The organism is Streptomyces sp. NPDC104313, assembly GCF_055583985.1.
Genome location: NZ_JBVJMW010000004.1, coordinates 643913 through 663570, shown reverse-complemented (window position 1 = coordinate 663570; position 19658 = coordinate 643913). Strand labels below are relative to the sequence as shown.

The following is a 19658-nucleotide window of genomic DNA, read 5'->3' as shown; positions in this document are numbered from 1 at the left end:
TTCAGGACGGGGCCGACACCTCGCGTGTCCTCGTACGACCGGTTACGGGGCGTCCACCAGGACGCGCCCGTCAGCCGGTACACGCGGGGCGAGGCCGCCCGCGTAGGCGGACTCGACGCGGGACTGCTCGGCCGCGTTCGGTACGGCGTTCTTGCAGCTGATACCGGCGCTGGATCCCGACATCAGCTGGGAGCAGGGGCCGGGCTTGGTGTCCGGCAGACCCAGGCTGTGGCCGATCTCGTGAGCGGCGATACGGGTCTTGTCGTGCCCCTGGGCAACCGCCTGGCTGCCCAGTTCCACCCTGACCTGGCCGCCGGGCCGGACCGGACCGAGAGTGGCCTGCGGCCAGCCGCTGGTGGCCACGATCTGTATCTCGGCACGCGTGCCGGGTGCGGCCTCGACCAGCTTGACGTTGTCGACGTTGGAGTTCCACGAGGCGACGCCTGACGCGATCTCTGCCTCCCAGCCGCCGGCCCGGCTGTCGTCGTACCGGAGCGTCACCACCGCCGACACACCCTTCGTCGCCGGGTCCGGCGCGGGAGCGGCCTGCGCCGCCGTAGCTGTGGCCAGGGTGATCGCCGCGGCGACACCGACTGCCTTGAGCCATCTGGATTCCAGCATTGCTGTCCCTTCACTCATGGGGGGCTCGGCTCAACGCGGAGCCAAGGGAGTGGGAGGACGGTCACGGCGATCCGTATGGACGCAAGGGCCGGTCGCCGATCCTCCCGGGGCCGCAGAACCTATGCCGCGATCGCGGCCTGATCATGCACCTGCCACGCACATGAGGCCGGAAACGCACCCTGCCGGGATCTTCGGCCCGGGGACCTTCGTCCCATCGGGTCGCGCCGGCGGCCCTGCCGCCCGGCACCGTCGCCACCGGGGACATGTTCCGTACCCTGAGGGCATGCGCATGCGACCCACCCTGAGCTGGACCTCCACCGAGGAGCCGCTACCGGGCACCACGGACCTGGGGCCGGTCGTCGAGGCGCTGCGCGGTGGCGGTGTGCTGGTACTGAGCGGTGCGGGCATCTCCACGGAGTCGGGCATCCCCGACTACCGGGGCGAGGACGGGAGCCTGAGTCGCCACACCCCGATGACCTACCAGGACTTCACCGCCGACGCCGGAGCCCGTCGCCGCTACTGGGCGCGCAGCCATCTCGGCTGGCGTACGTTCGGCCGCGCCCGGCCCAACGCCGGGCACCGGGCCGTGGCCGCGTTCGGGCGGCGGGGACTGCTCTCGGGCGTGATCACCCAGAACGTCGACGGCCTGCACCAAGCCGCCGGCAGCGCGGACGTCGTGGACCTCCATGGCCGTCTGGACCGGGTCGTCTGCCTGTCCTGCGGCGCCTTCAGCCCACGCCCCGAGCTGGCGAGCCGACTGGAGGCGGCCAACGAGGGCTTCGCGCCGGTGGCCGCCCCGATGAACCCGGACGGCGACGCGGATCTCACAAACGAGCAGGTCGGGGACTTCCGCATGGTCCCCTGCTCGGTCTGCGGCGGGACCCTCAAACCGGATGTGGTGTTCTTCGGCGAGTCCGTGCCCCCGCAGCGGGTCGAACACTGCCGCGAACTGGTCCGCGGGGCCGGCACCCTGTTGGTCCTGGGCTCCTCGCTGACGGTGATGTCCGGGCTCCGGTTCGTCCGCCAGGCCGAGCGGGCGGGCGTGCCGGTGCTGATCGTCAACAGGGACCCGACCCGGGGCGACCGGCACGCCCTGACCCGTATCGCTCTCCCGCTGGGTGACGCCCTCACCACCGCGGCCGGCCGGCTGGGCGTTCCCGTCGACGACGACGCGACGACAGGGACCGGACGAGGTGGCGGGGCGTCACCGGGCTCTACCGGGCGAACTTCCTCAGGTCCTCCGCCAGCGAGCTGATGGCCGCGGGATTGCGCGGACTCTCGACCAGGTCCACGTAGTCGAGTACGACGATCCGGTCGTTCTTGATCGCGGACACGCCCGCGAGCGGCTTGTAGGACTTCAGGAACCGCCGCTTCTCGTCCGCTCCGGTGTCGCCGTAGTTGTTGATGACGATGACCTCGGGGTCGCGGTCGACCACGGTCTCCCAGCCCACCGTCGTCCAGCTGTCCTTGAGATCCTTCATGATGTGGTCGCCGCCGGCCTTGGTGATGATGTCGTGCGGTCCGGCGTACGCGCCCGAGGTCAGCGGCTTGTCCTTCCCGTCGTCGTACAGGAAGACGCGAAGGCGGTCGCCGCCCTCGGCCGCCTTCGCCCGTGCGTCGGCGACCTCCTCGCGGAATGACGTGATGAGGGTGTCCGCCCGGTCCTCGACGTCGAAGATCTTCCCGAGGTTCCGCAGGTCGGTGTAGAGCGCTTCGAGCGGGGGCATGACTCCGCGGGACTTGCCCTGCCCGTTGCGGCACGACTCGCTGAGCAGGTACGAGTCGATACCGACGCGCTCCAGTTCGGCGGGGGTGAAACCCTCCCCCTCGTTGAATCCGTAGTTCCAGCCGGCGAAGACCAGGTCGGCGCGGGCATCGAGGACCAGTTCCTTGTTGATCCGCTCCTTGGAGAGCCACTTGGTCTTCTTGTAGCCGTCCTTCCAGGGGACGGACGTCATGTCGCCCTTGTCGTCGGGCATCACGTACCCGGCCATGTGGTCCTCGAGTCCGAGGGCGAACATGATCTCGGTGATGCCGGTGTCGTTGGTGACGACGCGTTGCGGGGCCTTGTCGTACGTCTTCCTCTCCCCGCAGTTCTCGACGGTCACCGGGTAGTGGCGGTCGGCCCCGGACTCGCTGTCCTTCCCGTCGGCCTGTGAGGTGACATCCGCTCCGCAGCCGGTGAGGGCCAAGGCGGCCACGAGCACGAGGGCCGCGGGACGCAGGGGGTTGGGCATGGTGATCGGGGCTCCTTCAGGAGGTGGGACGGGCACGGGGAAGGTCGAAGAGCAGTTGGAGCGCGCCGGTCTCCGGATGTGCGACGCGGTGCGCCCGTACGCCGAAGACGTCGGCCAGCAGCTCGGTGGTCAGGACCGCCTGCGGGGCCCCGGAGGCGACGATCCGGCCGCTGTCGATGACATGGACCAGGTCGCAGTGCAGGGCCGCCAGATTCAGGTCGTGCAGGGCGGTGAGCACGGTCAGGCCGCTGCCGCGGACCAGGGCGAGGACTTCCAACTGGTGGGCTATGTCCAGGTGGTTGGTGGGCTCGTCGAGTACCAGGACCCGGGGCTGCTGGGCGAGGGCGCGGGCGATGAGGACGCGCTGCCGCTCGCCGCCGGAGAGGGTGAGGAAGCCGCGTTCGGCCAGGTGTCCAGCGCCGACCCCCTCCAGCGCCTCGTCGCAGAGGCGGCGGTCCTCGTCGGACGCCCGGGCCACCGGCCCCTGGTGCGGCAACCGCCCCATGGCGACGATCTCGGCGACGGTGAAGTCGAATGCGGCGACCGCGTCCTGCGGAAGGGCCGCCAGTCGGCGCGCGCCTTCCCGGGCGCTCAGGGCGTGGAGGTCCTCACCGCCGATCCTCACGGCGCCGGCCGAGGGGCGCAGGGCCCGGTAGGCACAGCGCAACAGGGTCGACTTCCCGCTGCCGTTGGGACCGACCAGGCCGACGAGCTGCCCGTCGGCCGCGCCCAGGGTGACCTGGTCCACCAGCCGCGCACCGGCGATCTCGACGGTGAGCGCGTCGATGTCGATCCGCATCAGATGCCCCCGAAGGAGTAGGCGCGCCGGCGCATGAGGAGGATGAAGCAGGGAACGCCGATGACCGCGGTGAGGACGCCCACCGGCAGCTCGGCCGGCGCCAGCACCAAGCGCGAGAGGATGTCCACCCAGATCAGCAGGACGGCTCCCGCCAGGGGTGCGACGGCCAGGAGCCGGCGGTGGTCCGCGCCGACCAGCATCCGTACGGCGTGCGGGACCATCAGGCCGACGAAACCGATCGCTCCGCTCACCGCGACGACCGCCCCGGTGACGGCCGCGGAGACGAGAAAGAGCTCCTTGCGCAGTCTCCCGGGGTCGACCCCGAGTGCGGCGGCGGTCTCGTCCCCCATGGCGAGGGCGTTCAGACGCCGTGCCGACCAGCCGAGGTGCGCGAGGCCGGCGAGCACCGCTGCGGCGGCGATCGGCACCGCGGCCCAGTTGGCCCCGCTCAGACTGCCGAGCAGCCACATCATCGCGGAGCGGGCCGCTTCCCCGCGCTCGGCCGCGAACACCATGAACGTGGTGACTGCCGAGAAGCCGTAGTACATCGCGGTCCCCGTCAGGACGAGCCGGAGCGGGGTCAGTCCGCGTTCGGTGCGGGCGACCGCGTACACGAGCAGCATGGCGAGGAGTGCGGAGAGGAACGCCGCCGTTGACAGGGCCCAGATGCCCAGCGCTCCCAAGGCCCCGAAGATGAGTACGGCGTTGGCGCCGACCGCCGCGCCCGAGGAGATGCCGAGCACGAACGGGTCGGCCAGGGCGTTGCGCACCATGGCCTGGACGGCGACCCCGATGGCGGACAGGCCGGCCCCGACGACGGCGGCCAGTACGGCTCGTGGGAGGCGCAGTTCCCAGACGATCGTGTAGGCCGGGACCTCGTCGGGGCTGATGGCTCCGCCGGTCAGCCCTGCCCACAGATAGCGCGTCACCTCCGCCCAGGAGAGTCCCGACGCCCCGAGTGCCGCACCGCAGACGAGCGAGAGGGGCAGGGCCAGCCCCAGGCCGGCAACCAGGAGCGACAGGGGCACCCGTCTGGGTGGAGCAGGTCCGGTGCCGACGTGCGCGGGACGCGACGGCTTGGAGGGAACGCGGTCGAGAGACGTGGCCACAGACCGGTCGCTTTCGCCTCGGGCCGTGCGTCGCGCGATGAGGAGCGGCCCCGGACGGCGGCCGCCCCGCGCAGCGCCCATTCGCAGTCCACGGCGAATCGTCAGGAGCCTTCTCCGCCACGGGTGATCGGGCTCACGGAACCCAGCGGCTCCGTCTACCGTTGCGGGTCAGCGCCGGATTTCGACCGGACTTCCCCCGTGGCGGAACGCAGCCTAGCGCGTCTGTTCCCCCTCCCCGGGCGGAAGGTGAACAGCGGCGGCACGCGGAAGGTTCGGTTGCCCGCTCCGAGGCGGCAGGAAGGCCCGGACGTGTCCGGATGCCTTCGCGGTGTTCACCAGCTGGGGCGGGCCGCCACCGGGAGGTGGCCGCTGCCGGTCGTGGGCCGTGGGCCGTGGCCACGAGCTCTCCGGCTCCACGCCGCGGACCAGGATCGGGGCGATCCGCACCACGCGGGCGGTACCCGCCGCGTCGGGGTTGTCGGCGCCGACGTTGTGGCTGACCGCGGTGCGCGTTGTGGCTGACCGCGGTGCGGTCGCCGCCCGGATCGGACTGGTCGGTGTGCGGCCCGCCGAACAGATCCAGCCACACGGCGGCGGCCGCCGGGAGACCGTGGTGCTCACGGTCGAGAACAGCGGTGCGCAAGCCACCCCACAACTGGCCTCGACACTCACTGAACCGTTCCGGCGCGGCGCCGAACGGTTGCACACCCATCTACGCGGGCGTCGGCCCCGGTCTGACCATCGTCAAGACCATCACCCGCGCACACGACGGAACGCTCGCCCTCACCCCGCGCCCGGAGGGCGGGATCCGCAGCACGGTGGAACACCCCGCGACAGCCCCGGCCGCCGACGGAGTCAGGAAGCCGTACGGCAGGATGGAGCCATGAGCGTAGTCAAGATCAATGTACTGACCGTCCCCCGGGAACAACGCGAGACGCTGGAGAAGCGCTTCGCTTCCCGGGCCCATGCCGTGGAGGGCTCCGACGGATTCGAGTGGTTCGAGCTGCTCCGGCCCGTCGAGGGCACGGACGACTATCTCGTCTACACGCGCTGGCGTGACGAGGCCTCCTTCCAGGCGTGGATGGAGGGGCCGATGAAGGCGGCCCACCAGGGCGGCGGCTCCGGGAGCGGTGACGGTGAGCGCCCCAAGCCTGCGGCCAGCGGGTCCGCGGTGTGGTCCTTCGAGGTCGTGCAGCAGGCCGCCCCGACCGGCGCGTAGCCGAGCGGGCACAGATGTATGACCTGCCCGGTCCGGCCCATGACCGGCCGGGCAGGTCGCTGCCGCCTACCGGGGCCGGGCACGTCAGCGGTCGACCGGCGGCAGGCCGGCCAGGCCGGTGTCGCGCATGATGCGGTCGACGATCCCGGGCAGGACGGTGTCGGGACCGATCACGGTCTCGACACCGCCGGGCAGCACATCGCGGGGGCGGTACCAGTCCCGCAGTTGGTTCTCGTCGACCGCGTCGGCGATCGGCTTGGTGGCGTGCCGGGCCACGGTCTCGGCGAACGGAACGTCCAGGTAGTACCCGTGGGTCGGGCCCCGGTGGTCGGCACGCAGCCGGGCGAGCATGTCGCCGTAGTGGTCGGCGTAGAGGATGCCCTCGACCACCACGTGGTAGCCGGCGTCCAGGGCGTGGCGGGCGGTCAGGTCGATCAGACCGATGTTCGCCGCCCCCGGCCGGTCGCGTTCACGCAACACGGTGCGACGGAGGTTGTCCTGGCCGACCACGGCCAGTCCACGGCCGAAGCTGCCGCGGAGACCGGCCGCCACGCTCGACTTCCCCGACGCGCTGTTGCCGCGCAGGACGATCAGCCGGGTCACTTCGGTCCCCACATTCACGGAGGACACGCTAGCCGCTGCCGGGCCCGGGCCACGACCGAACCCTTCGCTCAAGTCACTTCCAGGGTGCACGCTCTCCTCCCGGCGGCCCGGCGGTGGTCGGGTCGACCGACCCGGCCACCGGTGCGGAGCGTGTCGTGGTGTTCCTCCCCTGGGCACGGCCTGCGCGCGGCGCGGCGGATGTACTCGATGGCATCCGCGGGCGGGAATCGTGGCGCCGCGCTGTTCTTCACCCACCCGCGGACGCTCGACGCGGTCATTCGTGCGGCATCGGGGAGAGCGACCTCGCCCCGGCGCAGCGCCTCTTCGGCCTCCCGGATCCCCCTGCCGCGGCATCGGCCCGGGTTCGCAAGGCGGCCACGCCCTCGTCCCGGGGTTCGCCCGGCGGCTGCGCCATCGGGCCGGGGTTCGCCCAGCGGCTTGCGAGGACCCCCCACCCATCTGCTTGATATTGCTTGAAATGCTTGCCTAATATGCAGCTTCGAGCACCGATCGCCGGGAACAGGGAGCACAGATGACGCACGTGGCTCAGGAGCTGGCCAGTCAGCCCGACTGTTGGCAGGTGGCCGCCGGCATGGCGGCCGGGCTCGCCCACCGGCTTCCGGCGGCCGGCGAGCGCATCGCCGTGGTCGGCTGCGGTACGTCGTACTTCATGGCCCAGGCCTACGCGGCTCTCCGGGAGGGCAGCGGCCAGGGCGAGACCGACGCCTTCGCCGCCTCGGAGTTCCCGGCGGGCCGCTCCTACGACCGGGTCGTGGCGCTGAGCCGCTCCGGCACCACGACGGAGGTGCTCGCACTCCTCGGGAAGATCGGTGGCACGACCCGCCGCACGGTGGTCATCGGCGACCCCGACACCCCGATGGCCGCGATGGCCGACGACACGATCGTGCTCGAGTTCGCCGACGAGAAGTCCGTCGTGCAGACCCGCTTCGCCACCTCGGCGCTGACCCTGCTCCGCGCCCATCTGGGCCTGCACACCGACGCGGTGGTCGAGGACGCCCAGGTCGCGCTCGCCGAGCCGCTGCCCACCGGGCTGGTGGAGTGCGGCCAGTTCACCTTCCTCGGGCAGGGCTGGAGCGTAGGGCTCGCCAACGAGGCCGCGCTGAAGATGCGCGAGGCCGCGCTCGCCTGGACCGAGGCGTACCCGGCGATGGAGTACCGGCACGGCCCGATCAGCATCTCCACCCGCTCCACCGCGACCTGGATGCTCGGCGAGGCCCCGTCCGGACTGATGGACGAGGTGCACGCGACCGGGGCCCGATGGGTGGCCGGCGGTCTCGACCCGCTGGCTGAGCTGGTCCGGGTGCAGCGTCTGGCGCTGGCCATCGCGAACGCCCGAGGTCTCGACCCGGACCGGCCGCGCCACCTCACCCGCTCGGTCATCCTCAGCAGCACGGCCTGACGGCCCCCGGCCACCCTTTCCCGCCCGACGGTCCCTCACCCCGGAGTCGCCATGCCCATCGCCGCCACCGGCGATCTGATCGCCGAGGCCACCGCACTGCACCGTGCGGTCGCCGCGTTCAACGTCATCACCCTGGAACACGCGGAAGCCATCGCCGAGGGCGCGGAGGCGGCGGGGGCGCCGGTGATCCTGCAGATCAGCGAGAACGCGGTCGCCTACCACCGGGGCCGGCCGCGGCCCCTGGCGCGCGCCGCGGCGGAGGTGGCAGACCAGGCCGCCGTCCCCGTCTCCCTGCACCTCGATCATGTGCAGTCGACCGACCTGCTGCACCGGGCGGCGGACTGCGGTTTCACTTCGGCGATGTTCGACGCCGCCCGGCTGCCGTACACGGAGAACCTGGCGGCCACCCGCGCCGCCGTCGTATGGGCGCACGAGCGGGGTCTGTGGCTGGAGGCGGAGCTGGGACAGGTCGGCGGGAAGAACGGGGAGCCGGCGCTCGACGCCCATGCGCCCGGGGCCCGTACGGATCCCGACGAGGCACGGTCGTTCGTGGCGGCCACCGGGGTCGACGCGCTGGCCGTGGCGGTCGGCACCTCGCACGCCATGACCTCGCGGGACGCCGTCATCGACCACGGCCTGCTGGGCAGGCTGTGTGCGGCCGTGCCGGTCCCGCTGGTGCTCCACGGTTCGTCCGGGGCCTCCGACGCGGAACTGGCCCGCGCCGTGGCGGGTGGGATCCGCAAGGTCAACATCGGCACCGCGCTCAACATCGCGATGACCGCGGCGATACGGAAGCGACTGGCCCGGGACGACCGGGGCGTGGACCCACGCCGCTATCTGGCGGACGGCCGGGACGCGATGGCCCGCACGGTGGCCCGGATGATCTCGGTCCTGCCTCCGGGGCGGGCGCACGCCGCGTGACGGTACGCCGGGGGCGTCCCGATGGGGCGTCCCCGGCGGGCGGGAGTGGTGTACGGGACGGGGACGGGTCAGGCCTGCTGGTGCAGGGTTCGGGGGTCCACCGCGTGGGCGAACGGCAGTCCGTGCGCGTAGCGTTCGAGCTCGTCGACCGCGGCGTCCGCGAGCCGGTGGAGCTCGCCGCCCTGGGACCCGGCGATATGCGGGGTGAGCAGGACGTTCGGCAGGTCGTAGAGAGGTGAGTCGGCGGGCAGGACTTCGGGTTCCGTGTGGTCGAGCACCGCGTTCAGGCGTCCGGTGACCAGTTCCTTCACCAGCGCGTCGGTGTCCACCAGGGAGCCGCGCGCGGTGTTGACGAGCGTCGCCCCGTCCCGCAAGAGGGCGAGACGCCCGGCATCGAACAGGTGCCGGGTCGCCGGGAGTTCGGGGGCGTGGATGCTGACGACGTCGCTCTGTTCCGCCAGGGCGTCGAGACCCGCGCGCTCCACGCCCAGGGTCCGGGCCGCGCCCTCGTCCAGGTACGGGTCGTGGACCAGGACGCGCAGATCGTAGGGGCGCAGCAGTTCGACGACGCGGCGTCCGATGCGGGAGGCGCCGACGAGGCCCACGGTGCGGCGGTAGTTGCCGACGGCGGGGAACCGCCTCAGGAGGTTCACCCGGGATCGTGCCTCGCGGTAGACGCGGGCGCTCTGAAAGATCTGCTTGTTGGCGAAGAGGATCGCCGCGACCGTGTACTCGGCGACCGGATGGGCGTTGGCCGTCGCGGCGGTGCTGACGGCGATGCCCCGGTCCCAGACCTCCTGGGTGATGTGGTGCTTCACGGAGCCGGCCGCGTGGACCACCGCGCGCAGCCGGGGCATGGCGCTCAGGGCCGCCGGGCCGAGCGGCGGGCAGCCCCAACCGGTGAACAGGACCTCCGCTTCGTGGAGCCCGGTGCGCTGGGCGGGGTCGTCGGCGCCGAAGTCGGTGACGAGGAGGCCGGGGACGAGGTCGGCGACACGGGCGAGCCGGTCCAGGACCTCCGGGGGCAGGATCGCCGCACGGGTCTCGCCGCTCATCGCCAGGACGGTGCGGGGGCGGGTCCGCTGGGGCGCGGCGGAGTGGCTCACTTGACGGCTCCTGCGGTGAGGCCCGAGCGCCAGAAGCGCTGGAGGCAGAGGAAGGCGACGATCAGGGGGACGACGGCGACGAGCGAGCCGATGATGACCAGCGGATAGAGCTCCGGCTGCTGGTAGACGTTCTGGTTCCACAGGTAGAGGCCCAGGTTGACCGGGTAGAGCCGGTCGTCGTTGAGCATCATGAGCGCGCCGTAGAAGTTGTTCCAGCTCGCGGTGAAGGAGAACAGGAAGATGGTCACGAAGCCGGGTGCCAGCATCGGCAGGGCGACCTCTCTGAAGGTCCGTACCTCCCCCGCCCCGTCCATCCGGGCCGCTTCCAGGACTTCACCCGGTACGTAGCCCTCGGAGAAGACGCGGGCCAGATAGACGCCGAACGGGTTCACCAGGCTGGGGATCAGGACGGCCCAGTAGGTGTTGACGAGGCCGAGTTCGGAGGCCATCAGGTAGAGCGGGAGCTGGACGACGGTCGAGGGGATGAGGACGCCGACGAGGACGACCCCGAACCACTTCTCCCGGCCGCGGAAGGCGTACTTGTCGAAGGCGTAGCCGCAGGCCACCGAGATGAGGGTGGAGAGCCCGGAGGCGACGACGGTGTACAGGAGGCTGTTGAGCAGCCAGCGGACGAAGACCCCGTCGTTGTATTCGAGGAGGGCGTTCAGATTGGCCAGGAACCGGAAGTCGCCGAGGCTGAACGGGTTGGTGGAGAACAGGTCCCGGTAGCTCTTGGTGGAGGCGATGAGGAGCCAGGTCAGCGGCATCAGGGTGTAGACGGCGACGACGGCGAGGACGCCGTTCACCATGACGCGGGAGGTGATCCCCCGGCCGCGGCGGTCGGTCGGCGGGGCCGAGCCGCGTCCGGCGCGGCGGGACGGAGCGGGCGCGGGCGGTGCGTCGGGGGCGGCTGTCTGGGTGCTCATGAGGCCTTCCACCGGTTGCCGAGCTTGGTGACGACGAAGGACAGCAGGCCGGCGACGAGAGCGAGCAGGAGGGAGCTCGCGGCGGCCAGGCCGTAGTCGTGGCCCTTGAAGGCCGCGGCGTAGATGAACATGGTCGGTGACCAGTCCTCGCCCATGGTGTTGGCGCGCAGTTGTACGAGCTTGGGGGCGTCGAAGAGTTGGATGGCGCCGACGCAGGTGAACAGCAAGGTCAGGACGACCGTTGGCCGGATCATGGGGATCTTGACCTGGAGGGCGGTGCGCAGGGCTCCGGCTCCGTCGACGGTCGCCGCTTCCAGGACCTCACGGGGAACCGCTTGGAGTCCCGCGTAGAAGATGATCATGTTGTAGCCGGTCCACTGCCAGGCGGAGATGTTGACGACGGAGAAGATCGCCTCGTCCTGGCCGAAGAAGTTCCAGTGGGCACCGAGCGCGTCGAGGGCTTCGGTGATCGGGCTGAGCCCCGGTGTGTAGAGGTAGAGCCAGATCAGCGAGGCGATCAGGCCGGGTACCGCGTGCGGCAGGAAGTAGGCGATCTGGAAGAAACGCCGGGCCCGGGCCATGGTCGAGTCGACGAGCAGGGCCAGGATGAGTGCTCCGCCGACCATCGTGGGGATGTAGAGCGCGCAGTAGAGCGCGATGTTCCCGAACGAGCGGAGGAACGCCTCGTTGCCCAGGGCTTCGGTGAAGTTGCCGAACCCGGCGAAGACGCGCTCGGTTCCGCCGAATCCCAGGCCGGAGGACTCCTCGCGGTAGAGGCTCATCCAGGCCGCGTAGATCATCGGCAGGACCGTGACGGCGGTGAAGAGTGCGAAGAACGGGATCGTGAACAGAGCGACGGCCCGGCGCTGTCCGCGTCGGGTGCCGGGAGAGCCAGGCTTCTCCGGTCCGGCGGAAGCGGCCGGACCGGCGGGAGCGGCGGCACCCGTGGGCGGCGGCGCGGCCTGGGGTGCCGGGGTCTTGGCCGGCCGGGCGAGTGGGGCTGCCACCTGATGCTCCTTCGGCTGGATGGGGTGGGAGAGGGGGACGGGCTGCCCGGCCCGGTGTGTCCCGGGCAGCCGTGCGGCTACTTGTCGAGCTTCAGGCCGCGGTCGGTGACCGCCGCCTCGCCCTTCGCCTGACCGGAGCTCAGCATCTTCGTGTGGTCGCTGCCCGCGGCCATCTGCGCCGAGATGACCTGCTGCTGCACCGGGCCCCAGGTCCAGCCGGGCACGATGGTGTCGGCGGCCTCGCCGGCCACGGCGTAGACGTCCTGACCGGCGAAGTAGGAGGTGTCGAACTCCTTCGCCGCCGCGGCGCGCATGCCCTCGTTGGCGGGCAGGGCGCTGCTGGGGGCCTTGAGGGAGCTGAGGCGGGCGGTCATGGCCGCGGGGTCGGTGGTGACCCACTTGATGAACTCGACGGCAGCCTCGGTGTGTTCGCTGCCCTTGGGCACGATGTAGGAGGTTCCTCCGTACATGCCGGTGCTCGGCTCGCCGTCCCAGGTGGGCAGGGGCGCTATGCCCCACTTGCCTCTGCTGTCGGGGTAGCTGACGGGGAAGGTCCCCGCGCTCCAGGCGGCGCCGATGACGGTCGCGACCTTGCCGGTGGAACGCTCCTTGGCCTCGCCCTCGCCCCAGAGCGGGGTCTTGGAGGCGAGGCCGTCCGCGAGGAGGTCGTCCCAGTAGGCGGCGACCTTACGGGAGGCCGGGTCGTCGATGTTCACCTTCCAGGCGTCGCCGTTGGTGCCGTACCACCGGGCGCCGGCCTGCCAGGCGAGACCGGAGAGCAGGGCGGGGTCGCCGCCGCCGAAGTTGGTGATGGTGATGTCGGGGTCGACCCGGTGGATCTTCTCGGCGGCCGTGCGGTATTCGGCCCAGGTCGTCGGCACCTCGACGTCGTGCTTCTTGAACAGGTCCTTGCGGTAGAAGAGCTGGATGGGCGTGACGTCGAACGGGACCGCCCAGGTGGAGCCGCCGAGACTGACCAGGGACTGGACCGCTTCGGGGAACTCCTTCTTCACCATGTCGCCGGAGCTGGACGTGAGATCCACCAGGTTGCCCTCGCTGGCGTACTCGGGCAGGGCGGAGTAGTCCATGGTGGCCACGTCGGGAGCGTTGCCGCCCTTGACCGCGTTGGACAGCTTGGTGACGCCCTCGGGCCCCGCGGGCACCAACGAGAACGTGACCTTGACGCCGGTCTGCGTCTTGTTGAACGCGTCGGCCGTCTCCTTGGCGCCCAGGGCGGACGACCAGAACGTGAGGGTGACGGGCTTGCCGTCGTCGGGACCCGAGGCGTCCGACCCCGATCCACCGCCGCAGGCGGTGACGAGCAGGGCGAGTGAGGCGGCGGACGCCGCGAGGCGGGACGTGCGGGCGATACAGGGCATGGGCCGTCTCCTACGGTACCTCGAACTGCGGGAGATGAGGTGAACGGCACACATCATTTTGCGCAGAAGTGATCGCCGTCAAGAGCAAACAACCAATTCAATCGAATCGATCATCGACGGACCGGGGTCCGCCCCTGACACCATCGGGCCCCGGGCATGCGAAGAGCCGTGCCCGCAGGGCCTGTTGGCCCGGGCACGGCTCTTCCTCGCGGTACTTCTTCCGTCAGGGGGCGACGGCCGCCCCACAGGAGACCCGGATCCGCAGGGCCGGCAGGATGTCCAGGTGCCTGCGGGCAGCCGAACCCCGGCCCGCCTCCCCCGCGCCCGCCCTCGGGTCCGTCGCTCCGGGTTCCCTCACACCCAGACGGTCCAGCAGGAGCCGGGCGGCGGCGGCCCCCACGCCGTGCTTGTCCGGGGCCACCGCGGTGAGCGGCAGGTCGGCGAGTCCGGCGACCTCGTCGTCGTACGCGATCACCGCGAGGTCCTCGGGCACCCGCACACCCCGGGCCTGGAGCCGTGGGATGAGGACGATCGCGTCCGCGTCGCTGTGCACGATCGCGGCGGTCACGTTGCCGCTCGCCACGGCCTCACACAGGTACTCCAGCGTCCGCTCGAACCGCCTCGCCTCCGACCGCGAGGAGGCGTCGTCCAGCGGCGCGGCCGACACCGGGCTCAGCCCCAGCGCCTCCACGGCAGCCCGGTATCCGATCCGGAGCCGGGGAGCGGTCGGGCTGTCCTGCACGGCGAGCGCGATCGCCCGGTGGCCCAGCCCGGCCAGGTGCGCCACCGCTTCGGCGGCGCCGTGCGCGTGGTCCGAGCGCACCCGGTCCAGGCCCGCCGCCGGATGACCGAGGGGTGCCGAGCGTTCCACCAGGACGACCGGGACCTCCTGCTCGACCGTCCACAGCCCCTCGCCCCGCTCCGGGCGGCCACGCTCCCAGCTCGGCGTCAGCAGGAGCCCGTCGGCACCGGTGGACAGCAGCCGGCGGGCCTGGGCGGCGTCCTCGTCGGGGAGGTAGCGGGAGAGCCCGATCGTCAGCCGGGCGCCCGCGGCCTCGACGGCCTGCCGGGCGCCGCGCACGACGTCCGCGTAGTAGTACTCGGTGGTCGGCACCACCATCCCCACCACCAGCCCTTCGGCGGGAGGCAAGGGGGCGGGGGCGGGCCGGGACCGCCCGGTGGGCCACACCACCGCGCCGTGCAGCCGCTCCACGAGGCCCTGTGCGGCCAGCGCCTCGACGTCCCGGCGCAGCGTGACGGCGGACATGCCGAGTTCCTCGGCGAGTTCGGCGACGCGCAGGCTGCCGCGCTCGCGGACGAGCTCGAGCACCCGCTCGTGGCGCTGGTCGACGTGCAGTCGCATGGATCCCCCTGGACTCGGAGACGGCTGGGCTCGGGCCTGACGGTGTTCCGGCGGCCGATGGACCGCCGCCCGGGCGGGGGAACGCTCGGACTCCCGTCCCCGTACGGCTGCCGCCCGGGATCCGTCCGGCATGCCTCAACCATATCGATCACATCCGCTCGAAACGATCCGACCGGGGTTTTGCCCCGGCGCGACGGGCGCGCGCCGGGGCACGATCGACCGAGACATACACGCCCCAGGAAACGATCGATACAATCAATTCGGCCAAAGTCATTGAGCGAGTCGCCTGGCGGCTGCTAGAAAGTGCCCGCCCGCTCAGAACAGTCGGATCCCGGGAACACTTCAGCGCCCTGCGCGCCGGGTTCTCGGCGGAGACACGTCACCGACCCGGAGCTCCCCCATGACTTCTGCCTGGTCCCGCCGTACCTTCCTGGCCACCTCCGCGGCGCTCACCGCCGCTGGCGGCGGCACACTGATGCTCGCCGCGCCCGGCGCCGCCTCCGCCGCCCCCGAGGACGATCCGTACACCGCGCTCCGCACCACCTGGAGCGCGCTGATCCTCGGCGAGGGGTTCAGCCCGACCGCCGAACCCTTCAAGAGCCGGCTGGCCGATCTCGGCGCGAAGGCCTCGCGCCTGCTGGAGACCATGGCGCCGGCGGAGGGATCGCTCTGGCTCGACGCCGTGTTCGCGGATCCGGACCCGGACACGGACGCCGAGTCGTACGTCTTCTCGGGACGGATGGCCGACAGCTTCGTCCGCCTGAACACCATGGCCCAGGCCTACCGCCAGCAGGGCACCGGCCTGACCGGGAACACCGGGCTGCGCGATGCTGTGCTCTCCGGCCTGGAACACCTCAACACCCAGGTCTACAACGACGGCCGGGCCCGGTACGGGAACTGGTACAGCTGGCAGATCGGCGCGCCGCAGGCCCTGCTGGACGTGTGCGTCCTGATGTACGACGCCCTCACCCCGGAACGGCTCACGCGCTACTGCGCCGCCGTCGACCATTTCGTGCCGGACTCCGCGGTCGCCTCGTACACCGGGACCAGTACCGGGGCGAACCGGGTCGACCTGTGCCGGGTCCTGGCCCTGCGCGGGGTCGTCGGAGGGAGCGCGGCGAAGATCACGCTGGCTCGGGACGCCCTCTCCCCCGTCTTCCCGCTGGTCACCAAGGGCGACGGCCTGTACGCCGACGGCTCCTTCATCCAGCACACCACCGTGCCCTACACCGGCAGCTACGGATCGGTGATGCTCGGCGGGCTCGGCCTGCTGTTCGCGCTGCTGAAGGGGACCACATGGGAGGTCACGGACCCGAAGCGGCAGGTGGTGTTCGACGCGGTGGAGAACGCCTGGGCCCCGTTCCTCTTCAACGGCCTCGTCATGGACGCCGTCGCAGGGCGTGCCATCAGCCGCGGCGAGGCCGACGACCACCGGCGCGGGCACCCGATCCTCGCCTCCATCGTGCTGCTGGGCCGGGGCGCGTCGGCCGCGGAGAACACCCGGTGGCGGGGGCTGGTCAAGGGCTGGTCGCAGCGCGACTACTACAGCCCGCCGCTGAGCAACCCCTCACTCGGGCTCACCGCGCTGGCCAGGATCAAGGACGTCCTGGAGGACACCTCGCTGCCCGCGGTCCACGAGCCGGAGGGCCACCGGCTCTTCCCCGACATGGCGCGGGCCACCCACCGCCGTCCGGGCTGGGCGGCTTCACTGAGCATGGCCGACCGGCGGATCACCTACTACGAGGCCGGCAACGGCGAGAATCTGCGCGGCTGGCACACCGGGGCGGGGATGCTCTCCTGGTGGGGCGACACCTTCGCCAACGGCCAGTACAGCGACGCCTTCTGGCCCACTGTCGACCCGTACCGGCTGCCCGGCACCACAACCTCGCGCAAGGTGCTCGCCGATGGGGCGGGCGGCGACTGGGGCATCGCCCTCCCCGATGTGAACTGGGTCGGCGGGGTCACGGACAAGAAGCGGGCCGCCGTGGGGCAGTACCTCAAGGGACTCTCCAGCACGCTGATGGCGAAGAAGTCATGGTTCTTCCTCGACGACACCGTCGTGTGCCTGGGCGCGGGCATCCACAGCCGCGACGGTGCAGCCGTGGAGACCACCGTCGACAACCGCAACCTCGGGCCGACGGGCAACGCCCCGCTCACCGTCGACGGCTCGGTCACCCCCCTGACGTTCCCCTGGTCGGAGACCCTGGCCGGCGCGTCCTGGGCGCATCTCGCCGGGCACGGCGGCTACGTCTTCCCGGGCGGGGCCACCGTGAAGGCGCTGCGGGAGAACCGGACGGGCCGTTGGCGCGACATCAACAGGGCGGGCTCCACGGATCCGGTCTCCCGGAAGTACCTCACCCTCTGGTTCGACCACGGTCAGGACCCCTCGGACGCCACGTACGCGTATCAGCTCCTGCCCGGCGCGTCCGAACAGCGCACGACGGCACGGGCGGCGGACAGCGGCTGGCTTCGCGTGCTCGCCAACACGGACGATCAGCAGGGGGTGTCGGTGGACTCGCTCGGGCTGACCGCCGTCAACTTCTGGTTCGGCGGGAGCGTCGGGCCGCTGGTGGCGGACGCCCCCTGCTCCGTGATGGTCACCGAGCACACCGACGGGACGGCGACGGTGTGCGTGAGCGACCCGATGCGGATGAGGACGAGTGTGACGCTCACCTGGAACCGGGCCGTCGCCTCGGTCGTGTCGAAGCCCGCGACGGTGACATCGGCGACCACAGGGGCGTCGCTGCGCCTCGTCTTCGGCGACCTGTCCGGGACGCGCGGGGCGACGCAGACGGTCAGGGTACGGCTGTCCTGAACCGCCTTGGCGGGGCTCTTGGCCGCCCCGACGAAGCCCTCCCGCCCCATGCCCGCGGCAAGCATGCCCCCCCACGATCGCCGAGAAGGGGCTCCTGCCCCTCGGGATCACGGTGTCGCCCGGGGCGAGGCCGAGTCCGGCCAGGTCGTCCCGGATCCGGTCCCGGGGCACCGGTCCGTCGGAGCGTCCCAGCAGTTCCTTCTCGTCCATGCCTCAGCACCCTGGTCGTCCGGAGGGAACCCGCCTGACGCGGGCCGGTCATACTGTCGGTCGGCACACGGACCGGGGAACATCACATGACGAACGACGACCGGATCGGGCCCCCGCTGCTGGGGAGCGAGCGCGAGACACTGCGGGCCTTTCTCGACTACCAGCGGGAGACCCTGGCCATGAAGTGCGCGGGGCTGGGCGACGAGGAGTTGCGCGAGCGGTCGGTGCCTCCGTCCGCCCTGTCGCTGCTGGCTCTGGTGCGGCACCTGGCCGAGGTGGAACGCGCCTGGTTCCGGAGGGTGTTCGAGGACGAGGCGGCCCCGATGGTGTGGTCGGAGAAGGCCTTCGACTTCCAGGCGGCGTACGACGTGAGCACCTCGACCCGGAAGGAGGCGTTCGCAGCCTGGGAGGCGGAGGTGGAGAACTCGCGCCGCATCGAACGGGAGGCGCCCTCACTGGATCTGGTGGGGTGTCAGCCGCGCTGGGAGAAGGAGGTCTCCCTGCGGATGGTCATGGTGCACGTCCTGCTGGAGTACGGCCGCCACAACGGTCACGCGGACCTGCTGCGGGAAGGGGTCGACGGCGCGGTGGGGGCCTGAGAGACCGCGGGTCGCGGCGGGCATGTACTGCCTTCGGCCACAGGGGCGAACAGCGGCCGTCCCGTACGCCCTTCGAGCCGTCCCGTACGCCCTTCGACCACGGCGGGCGCGCTCGTGGACTCGGCGCCATGACTCGCAGCCGACGCCTCCCGCCCTCGCCCCCACGTTGGCGCCCTGCACGCCTCGATCAACCTCGGCAATCCGATCCTGGCCCACCGGGATCCGGCGAGCGGCGAGTCGGCCGGGTGAGGGGCGGGTTCTTCGCCTCAGCGGCGACGGGTCAGCACGCGGGTGGTACCGCCGTCGTCCTCCTCGATGTCCCTCATGTACTTGAAGCCGATTCCGCGCAGCAGGGTCAGCGAGGCCTCGTTCGCGGCGGCGACCGTGGCGTGGACCTCGGTCAGTCCGAGGGTGCCGAAGCCGTGGGCCACGACGGCCTGCGCCAACTCTGTTCCCAGGCCGGAGCCCCATGCCGTGGGGGCCAGGGCGTAGATGATCTCGTGGCCGTCGACGGCGTCGGTCCGCTTGATCTCGGCGTGCCCGATGAGGAGCCCGTCGCGGCGGACGGCCCAGACGGCGAACAGGTCCTGGGCGTAGACCTTGGTGAAGACCCGCCCGAACAGGGCCCTCTCGTCCGCCTCGGTGGAAGGACCGTCGCCCATCCAGCGGGACACCTCGGTGTCTTGGAACAGGGCGACGAAGTCCTCTTCGTCCTCGGGGACGTACGGCTCCAGCAGGAGCCTCTCGGTGCGCAGAGTCGGGGTCACGGCGCGTGACGCTACCCGGGCGACGACTGCCCGGGCCATCGATATTTCCCGCACAGGGACCGGCTGGACCTGAAGCCTCCGGTCGCCCCCTTCCGCATCAGCAGGGCGGTCCGGGTGCAGTGGGCCCGATCGGCCGTCCCCCGGTTCGTACGCCGGAAGAGAGGTGAGCGCTCGGTCACCTCAACGGGGAAATCAGCCACTCTAACGAGGTAATGCCAGACAGATCACGGGATAGTACCTTAGGGATGGCAACGAAGAAGACAAGTAACTGAGCTTCAGATATGCCCATGCCCCAGCGCCCACAGCGGTTTACCCAGTAGCGGAATCGCGAAGACGGGCCGGCATGGCCGCTTCTGTCTCCCACCCCAAGAACATGACCGGCTGCGGGAACACGCAGCCGGATGACGGTCGCCGCCGCGTCGGACGCACCCCGGCGAACGGCCGCCGGCCGGTCTTCTCCCACTCCTCGGCCACGCGACAGGCTTCAGGTCCGTCGGCATCCCTCAACGGACCGGCCTCAGCTCGGCTCTTCTTCCGTCTCGTCCGACAAGCGGGCG

The 19658-nt window shown here is 71.3% G+C and carries 17 protein-coding genes and 2 pseudogenes; 7 read left to right on the top strand and 12 right to left on the bottom strand.

The genetic code is table 11. The features are described 5' to 3' along the window. Window positions 1-42: 42 nt before the first annotated feature. Complete coding sequence (locus tag ACZ60Q_RS13305) at window positions 43-621, bottom strand: snapalysin family zinc-dependent metalloprotease (RefSeq protein ID WP_469632593.1); 579 nt, start codon at window positions 619-621, stop codon at window positions 43-45. Between the two features lie 289 nt (window positions 622-910). Here ACZ60Q_RS13305 and ACZ60Q_RS13300 point away from each other — a divergent pair, with 289 nt between their 5' ends. Beyond that, the gene (locus ACZ60Q_RS13300) at window positions 911-1876 is read left to right on the top strand and encodes an NAD-dependent protein deacetylase (protein WP_469632782.1); all 966 of its coding nucleotides are present in this window, start codon (window positions 911-913) and stop codon (window positions 1874-1876) included. Here ACZ60Q_RS13300 and ACZ60Q_RS13295 read toward each other — a convergent pair. The 3 genes from ACZ60Q_RS13295 to ACZ60Q_RS13285 are packed head-to-tail and all read right to left on the bottom strand — an operon-like array spanning window position 1836 to window position 4766. Continuing rightward, window positions 1836-2858: an ABC transporter substrate-binding protein gene (locus ACZ60Q_RS13295; protein ID WP_469632590.1), complete on the bottom strand. Its 1023-nt coding sequence runs from the start codon at window positions 2856-2858 to the stop codon at window positions 1836-1838. The two genes, ACZ60Q_RS13300 and ACZ60Q_RS13295, sit on opposite strands and share 41 nt — an antisense overlap. Window positions 2859-2874: 16 nt before the next feature. Next, the gene (locus ACZ60Q_RS13290; RefSeq protein WP_469632587.1) at window positions 2875-3657 is read right to left on the bottom strand and encodes an ABC transporter ATP-binding protein; all 783 of its coding nucleotides are present in this window, start codon (window positions 3655-3657) and stop codon (window positions 2875-2877) included. Further along, window positions 3657-4766, bottom strand: coding sequence for a FecCD family ABC transporter permease (locus ACZ60Q_RS13285; RefSeq protein WP_469632585.1), 1110 nt, complete (start codon window positions 4764-4766; stop codon window positions 3657-3659). The genes ACZ60Q_RS13290 and ACZ60Q_RS13285 overlap by 1 nt, the downstream gene beginning before the upstream one ends. Window positions 4767-5364: 598 nt before the next feature. Here ACZ60Q_RS13285 and ACZ60Q_RS13280 point away from each other — a divergent pair. Further along, window positions 5365-5653: pseudogene (locus ACZ60Q_RS13280) on the top strand (ATP-binding protein); the annotation flags it as partial. Then, a complete protein-coding gene (locus ACZ60Q_RS13275) occupies window positions 5650-5985 on the top strand; it encodes an antibiotic biosynthesis monooxygenase family protein (RefSeq protein ID WP_469632582.1) in 336 nt (111 codons plus the stop codon). The pseudogene ACZ60Q_RS13280 and the gene ACZ60Q_RS13275, both read left to right, overlap by 4 nt. Window positions 5986-6069: 84 nt before the next feature. Here ACZ60Q_RS13275 and ACZ60Q_RS13270 read toward each other — a convergent pair whose 3' ends face one another. Beyond that, window positions 6070-6615: an AAA family ATPase gene (locus ACZ60Q_RS13270; protein ID WP_469632580.1), complete on the bottom strand. Its 546-nt coding sequence runs from the start codon at window positions 6613-6615 to the stop codon at window positions 6070-6072. Window positions 6616-7120: 505 nt separating this feature from the next. Between ACZ60Q_RS13270 and ACZ60Q_RS13265 the strand changes: the two genes are divergently transcribed. Both ACZ60Q_RS13265 and ACZ60Q_RS13260 read left to right on the top strand, forming a co-directional pair. Beyond that, entirely contained in the window at window positions 7121-8008 is an 888-nt protein-coding gene (locus ACZ60Q_RS13265; protein ID WP_469632578.1) for an SIS domain-containing protein, read from the top strand. A gap of 51 nt (window positions 8009-8059) precedes the next feature. After that, on the top strand, window positions 8060-8929 hold the full coding sequence (locus ACZ60Q_RS13260) for a class II fructose-bisphosphate aldolase (protein WP_469632575.1): 870 nt from the start codon (window positions 8060-8062) through the stop codon (window positions 8927-8929). Between the two features lie 68 nt (window positions 8930-8997). On the opposite strand, the gene ACZ60Q_RS13255 is transcribed toward ACZ60Q_RS13260, so the two are convergent. The 5 genes from ACZ60Q_RS13255 to ACZ60Q_RS13235 form a co-directional block, all read right to left on the bottom strand. Beyond that, a complete protein-coding gene (locus ACZ60Q_RS13255; protein ID WP_469632572.1) occupies window positions 8998-10035 on the bottom strand; it encodes a hydroxyacid dehydrogenase in 1038 nt (345 codons plus the stop codon). Continuing rightward, on the bottom strand, window positions 10032-10961 hold the full coding sequence (locus tag ACZ60Q_RS13250) for a carbohydrate ABC transporter permease (protein ID WP_469632569.1): 930 nt from the start codon (window positions 10959-10961) through the stop codon (window positions 10032-10034). Before ACZ60Q_RS13250 ends, ACZ60Q_RS13255 begins: the two co-directional genes overlap by 4 nt. Beyond that, window positions 10958-11968 carry a carbohydrate ABC transporter permease gene (locus tag ACZ60Q_RS13245; protein ID WP_469632566.1) on the bottom strand — a complete coding sequence of 337 codons (1011 nt, stop codon included), beginning with the start codon at window positions 11966-11968 and terminating at the stop codon, window positions 10958-10960. Before ACZ60Q_RS13245 ends, ACZ60Q_RS13250 begins: the two co-directional genes overlap by 4 nt. Window positions 11969-12045: 77 nt before the next feature. Then, window positions 12046-13347, bottom strand: a complete 1302-nt coding sequence (locus ACZ60Q_RS13240) for an ABC transporter substrate-binding protein (RefSeq protein ID WP_469632564.1) — start codon at window positions 13345-13347, stop codon at window positions 12046-12048. A gap of 223 nt (window positions 13348-13570) precedes the next feature. Next, complete coding sequence (locus ACZ60Q_RS13235) at window positions 13571-14710, bottom strand: substrate-binding domain-containing protein (RefSeq protein WP_469632562.1); 1140 nt, start codon at window positions 14708-14710, stop codon at window positions 13571-13573. Window positions 14711-15110: 400 nt separating this feature from the next. Between ACZ60Q_RS13235 and ACZ60Q_RS13230 the strand changes: the two genes are divergently transcribed. Next, entirely contained in the window at window positions 15111-17525 is a 2415-nt protein-coding gene (locus ACZ60Q_RS13230) for a polysaccharide lyase 8 family protein (RefSeq protein ID WP_469632559.1), read from the top strand. Between the two features lie 14 nt (window positions 17526-17539). Here ACZ60Q_RS13230 and ACZ60Q_RS13225 read toward each other — a convergent pair. Next, window positions 17540-17624, bottom strand: a pseudogene (locus tag ACZ60Q_RS13225) (aminoglycoside 3-N-acetyltransferase); the annotation flags it as partial. A 197-nt stretch (window positions 17625-17821) separates the two neighbouring features. On the opposite strand from ACZ60Q_RS13225, the gene ACZ60Q_RS13220 reads away from it, so the two are divergent. Continuing rightward, window positions 17822-18334: a DinB family protein gene (locus tag ACZ60Q_RS13220; RefSeq protein WP_469632557.1), complete on the top strand. Its 513-nt coding sequence runs from the start codon at window positions 17822-17824 to the stop codon at window positions 18332-18334. Between the two features lie 266 nt (window positions 18335-18600). Here ACZ60Q_RS13220 and ACZ60Q_RS13215 read toward each other — a convergent pair whose 3' ends face one another. Further along, a complete protein-coding gene (locus ACZ60Q_RS13215) occupies window positions 18601-19101 on the bottom strand; it encodes a GNAT family N-acetyltransferase (RefSeq protein WP_469632554.1) in 501 nt (166 codons plus the stop codon). Between the last annotated feature and the right edge of the window lie 557 nt (window positions 19102-19658).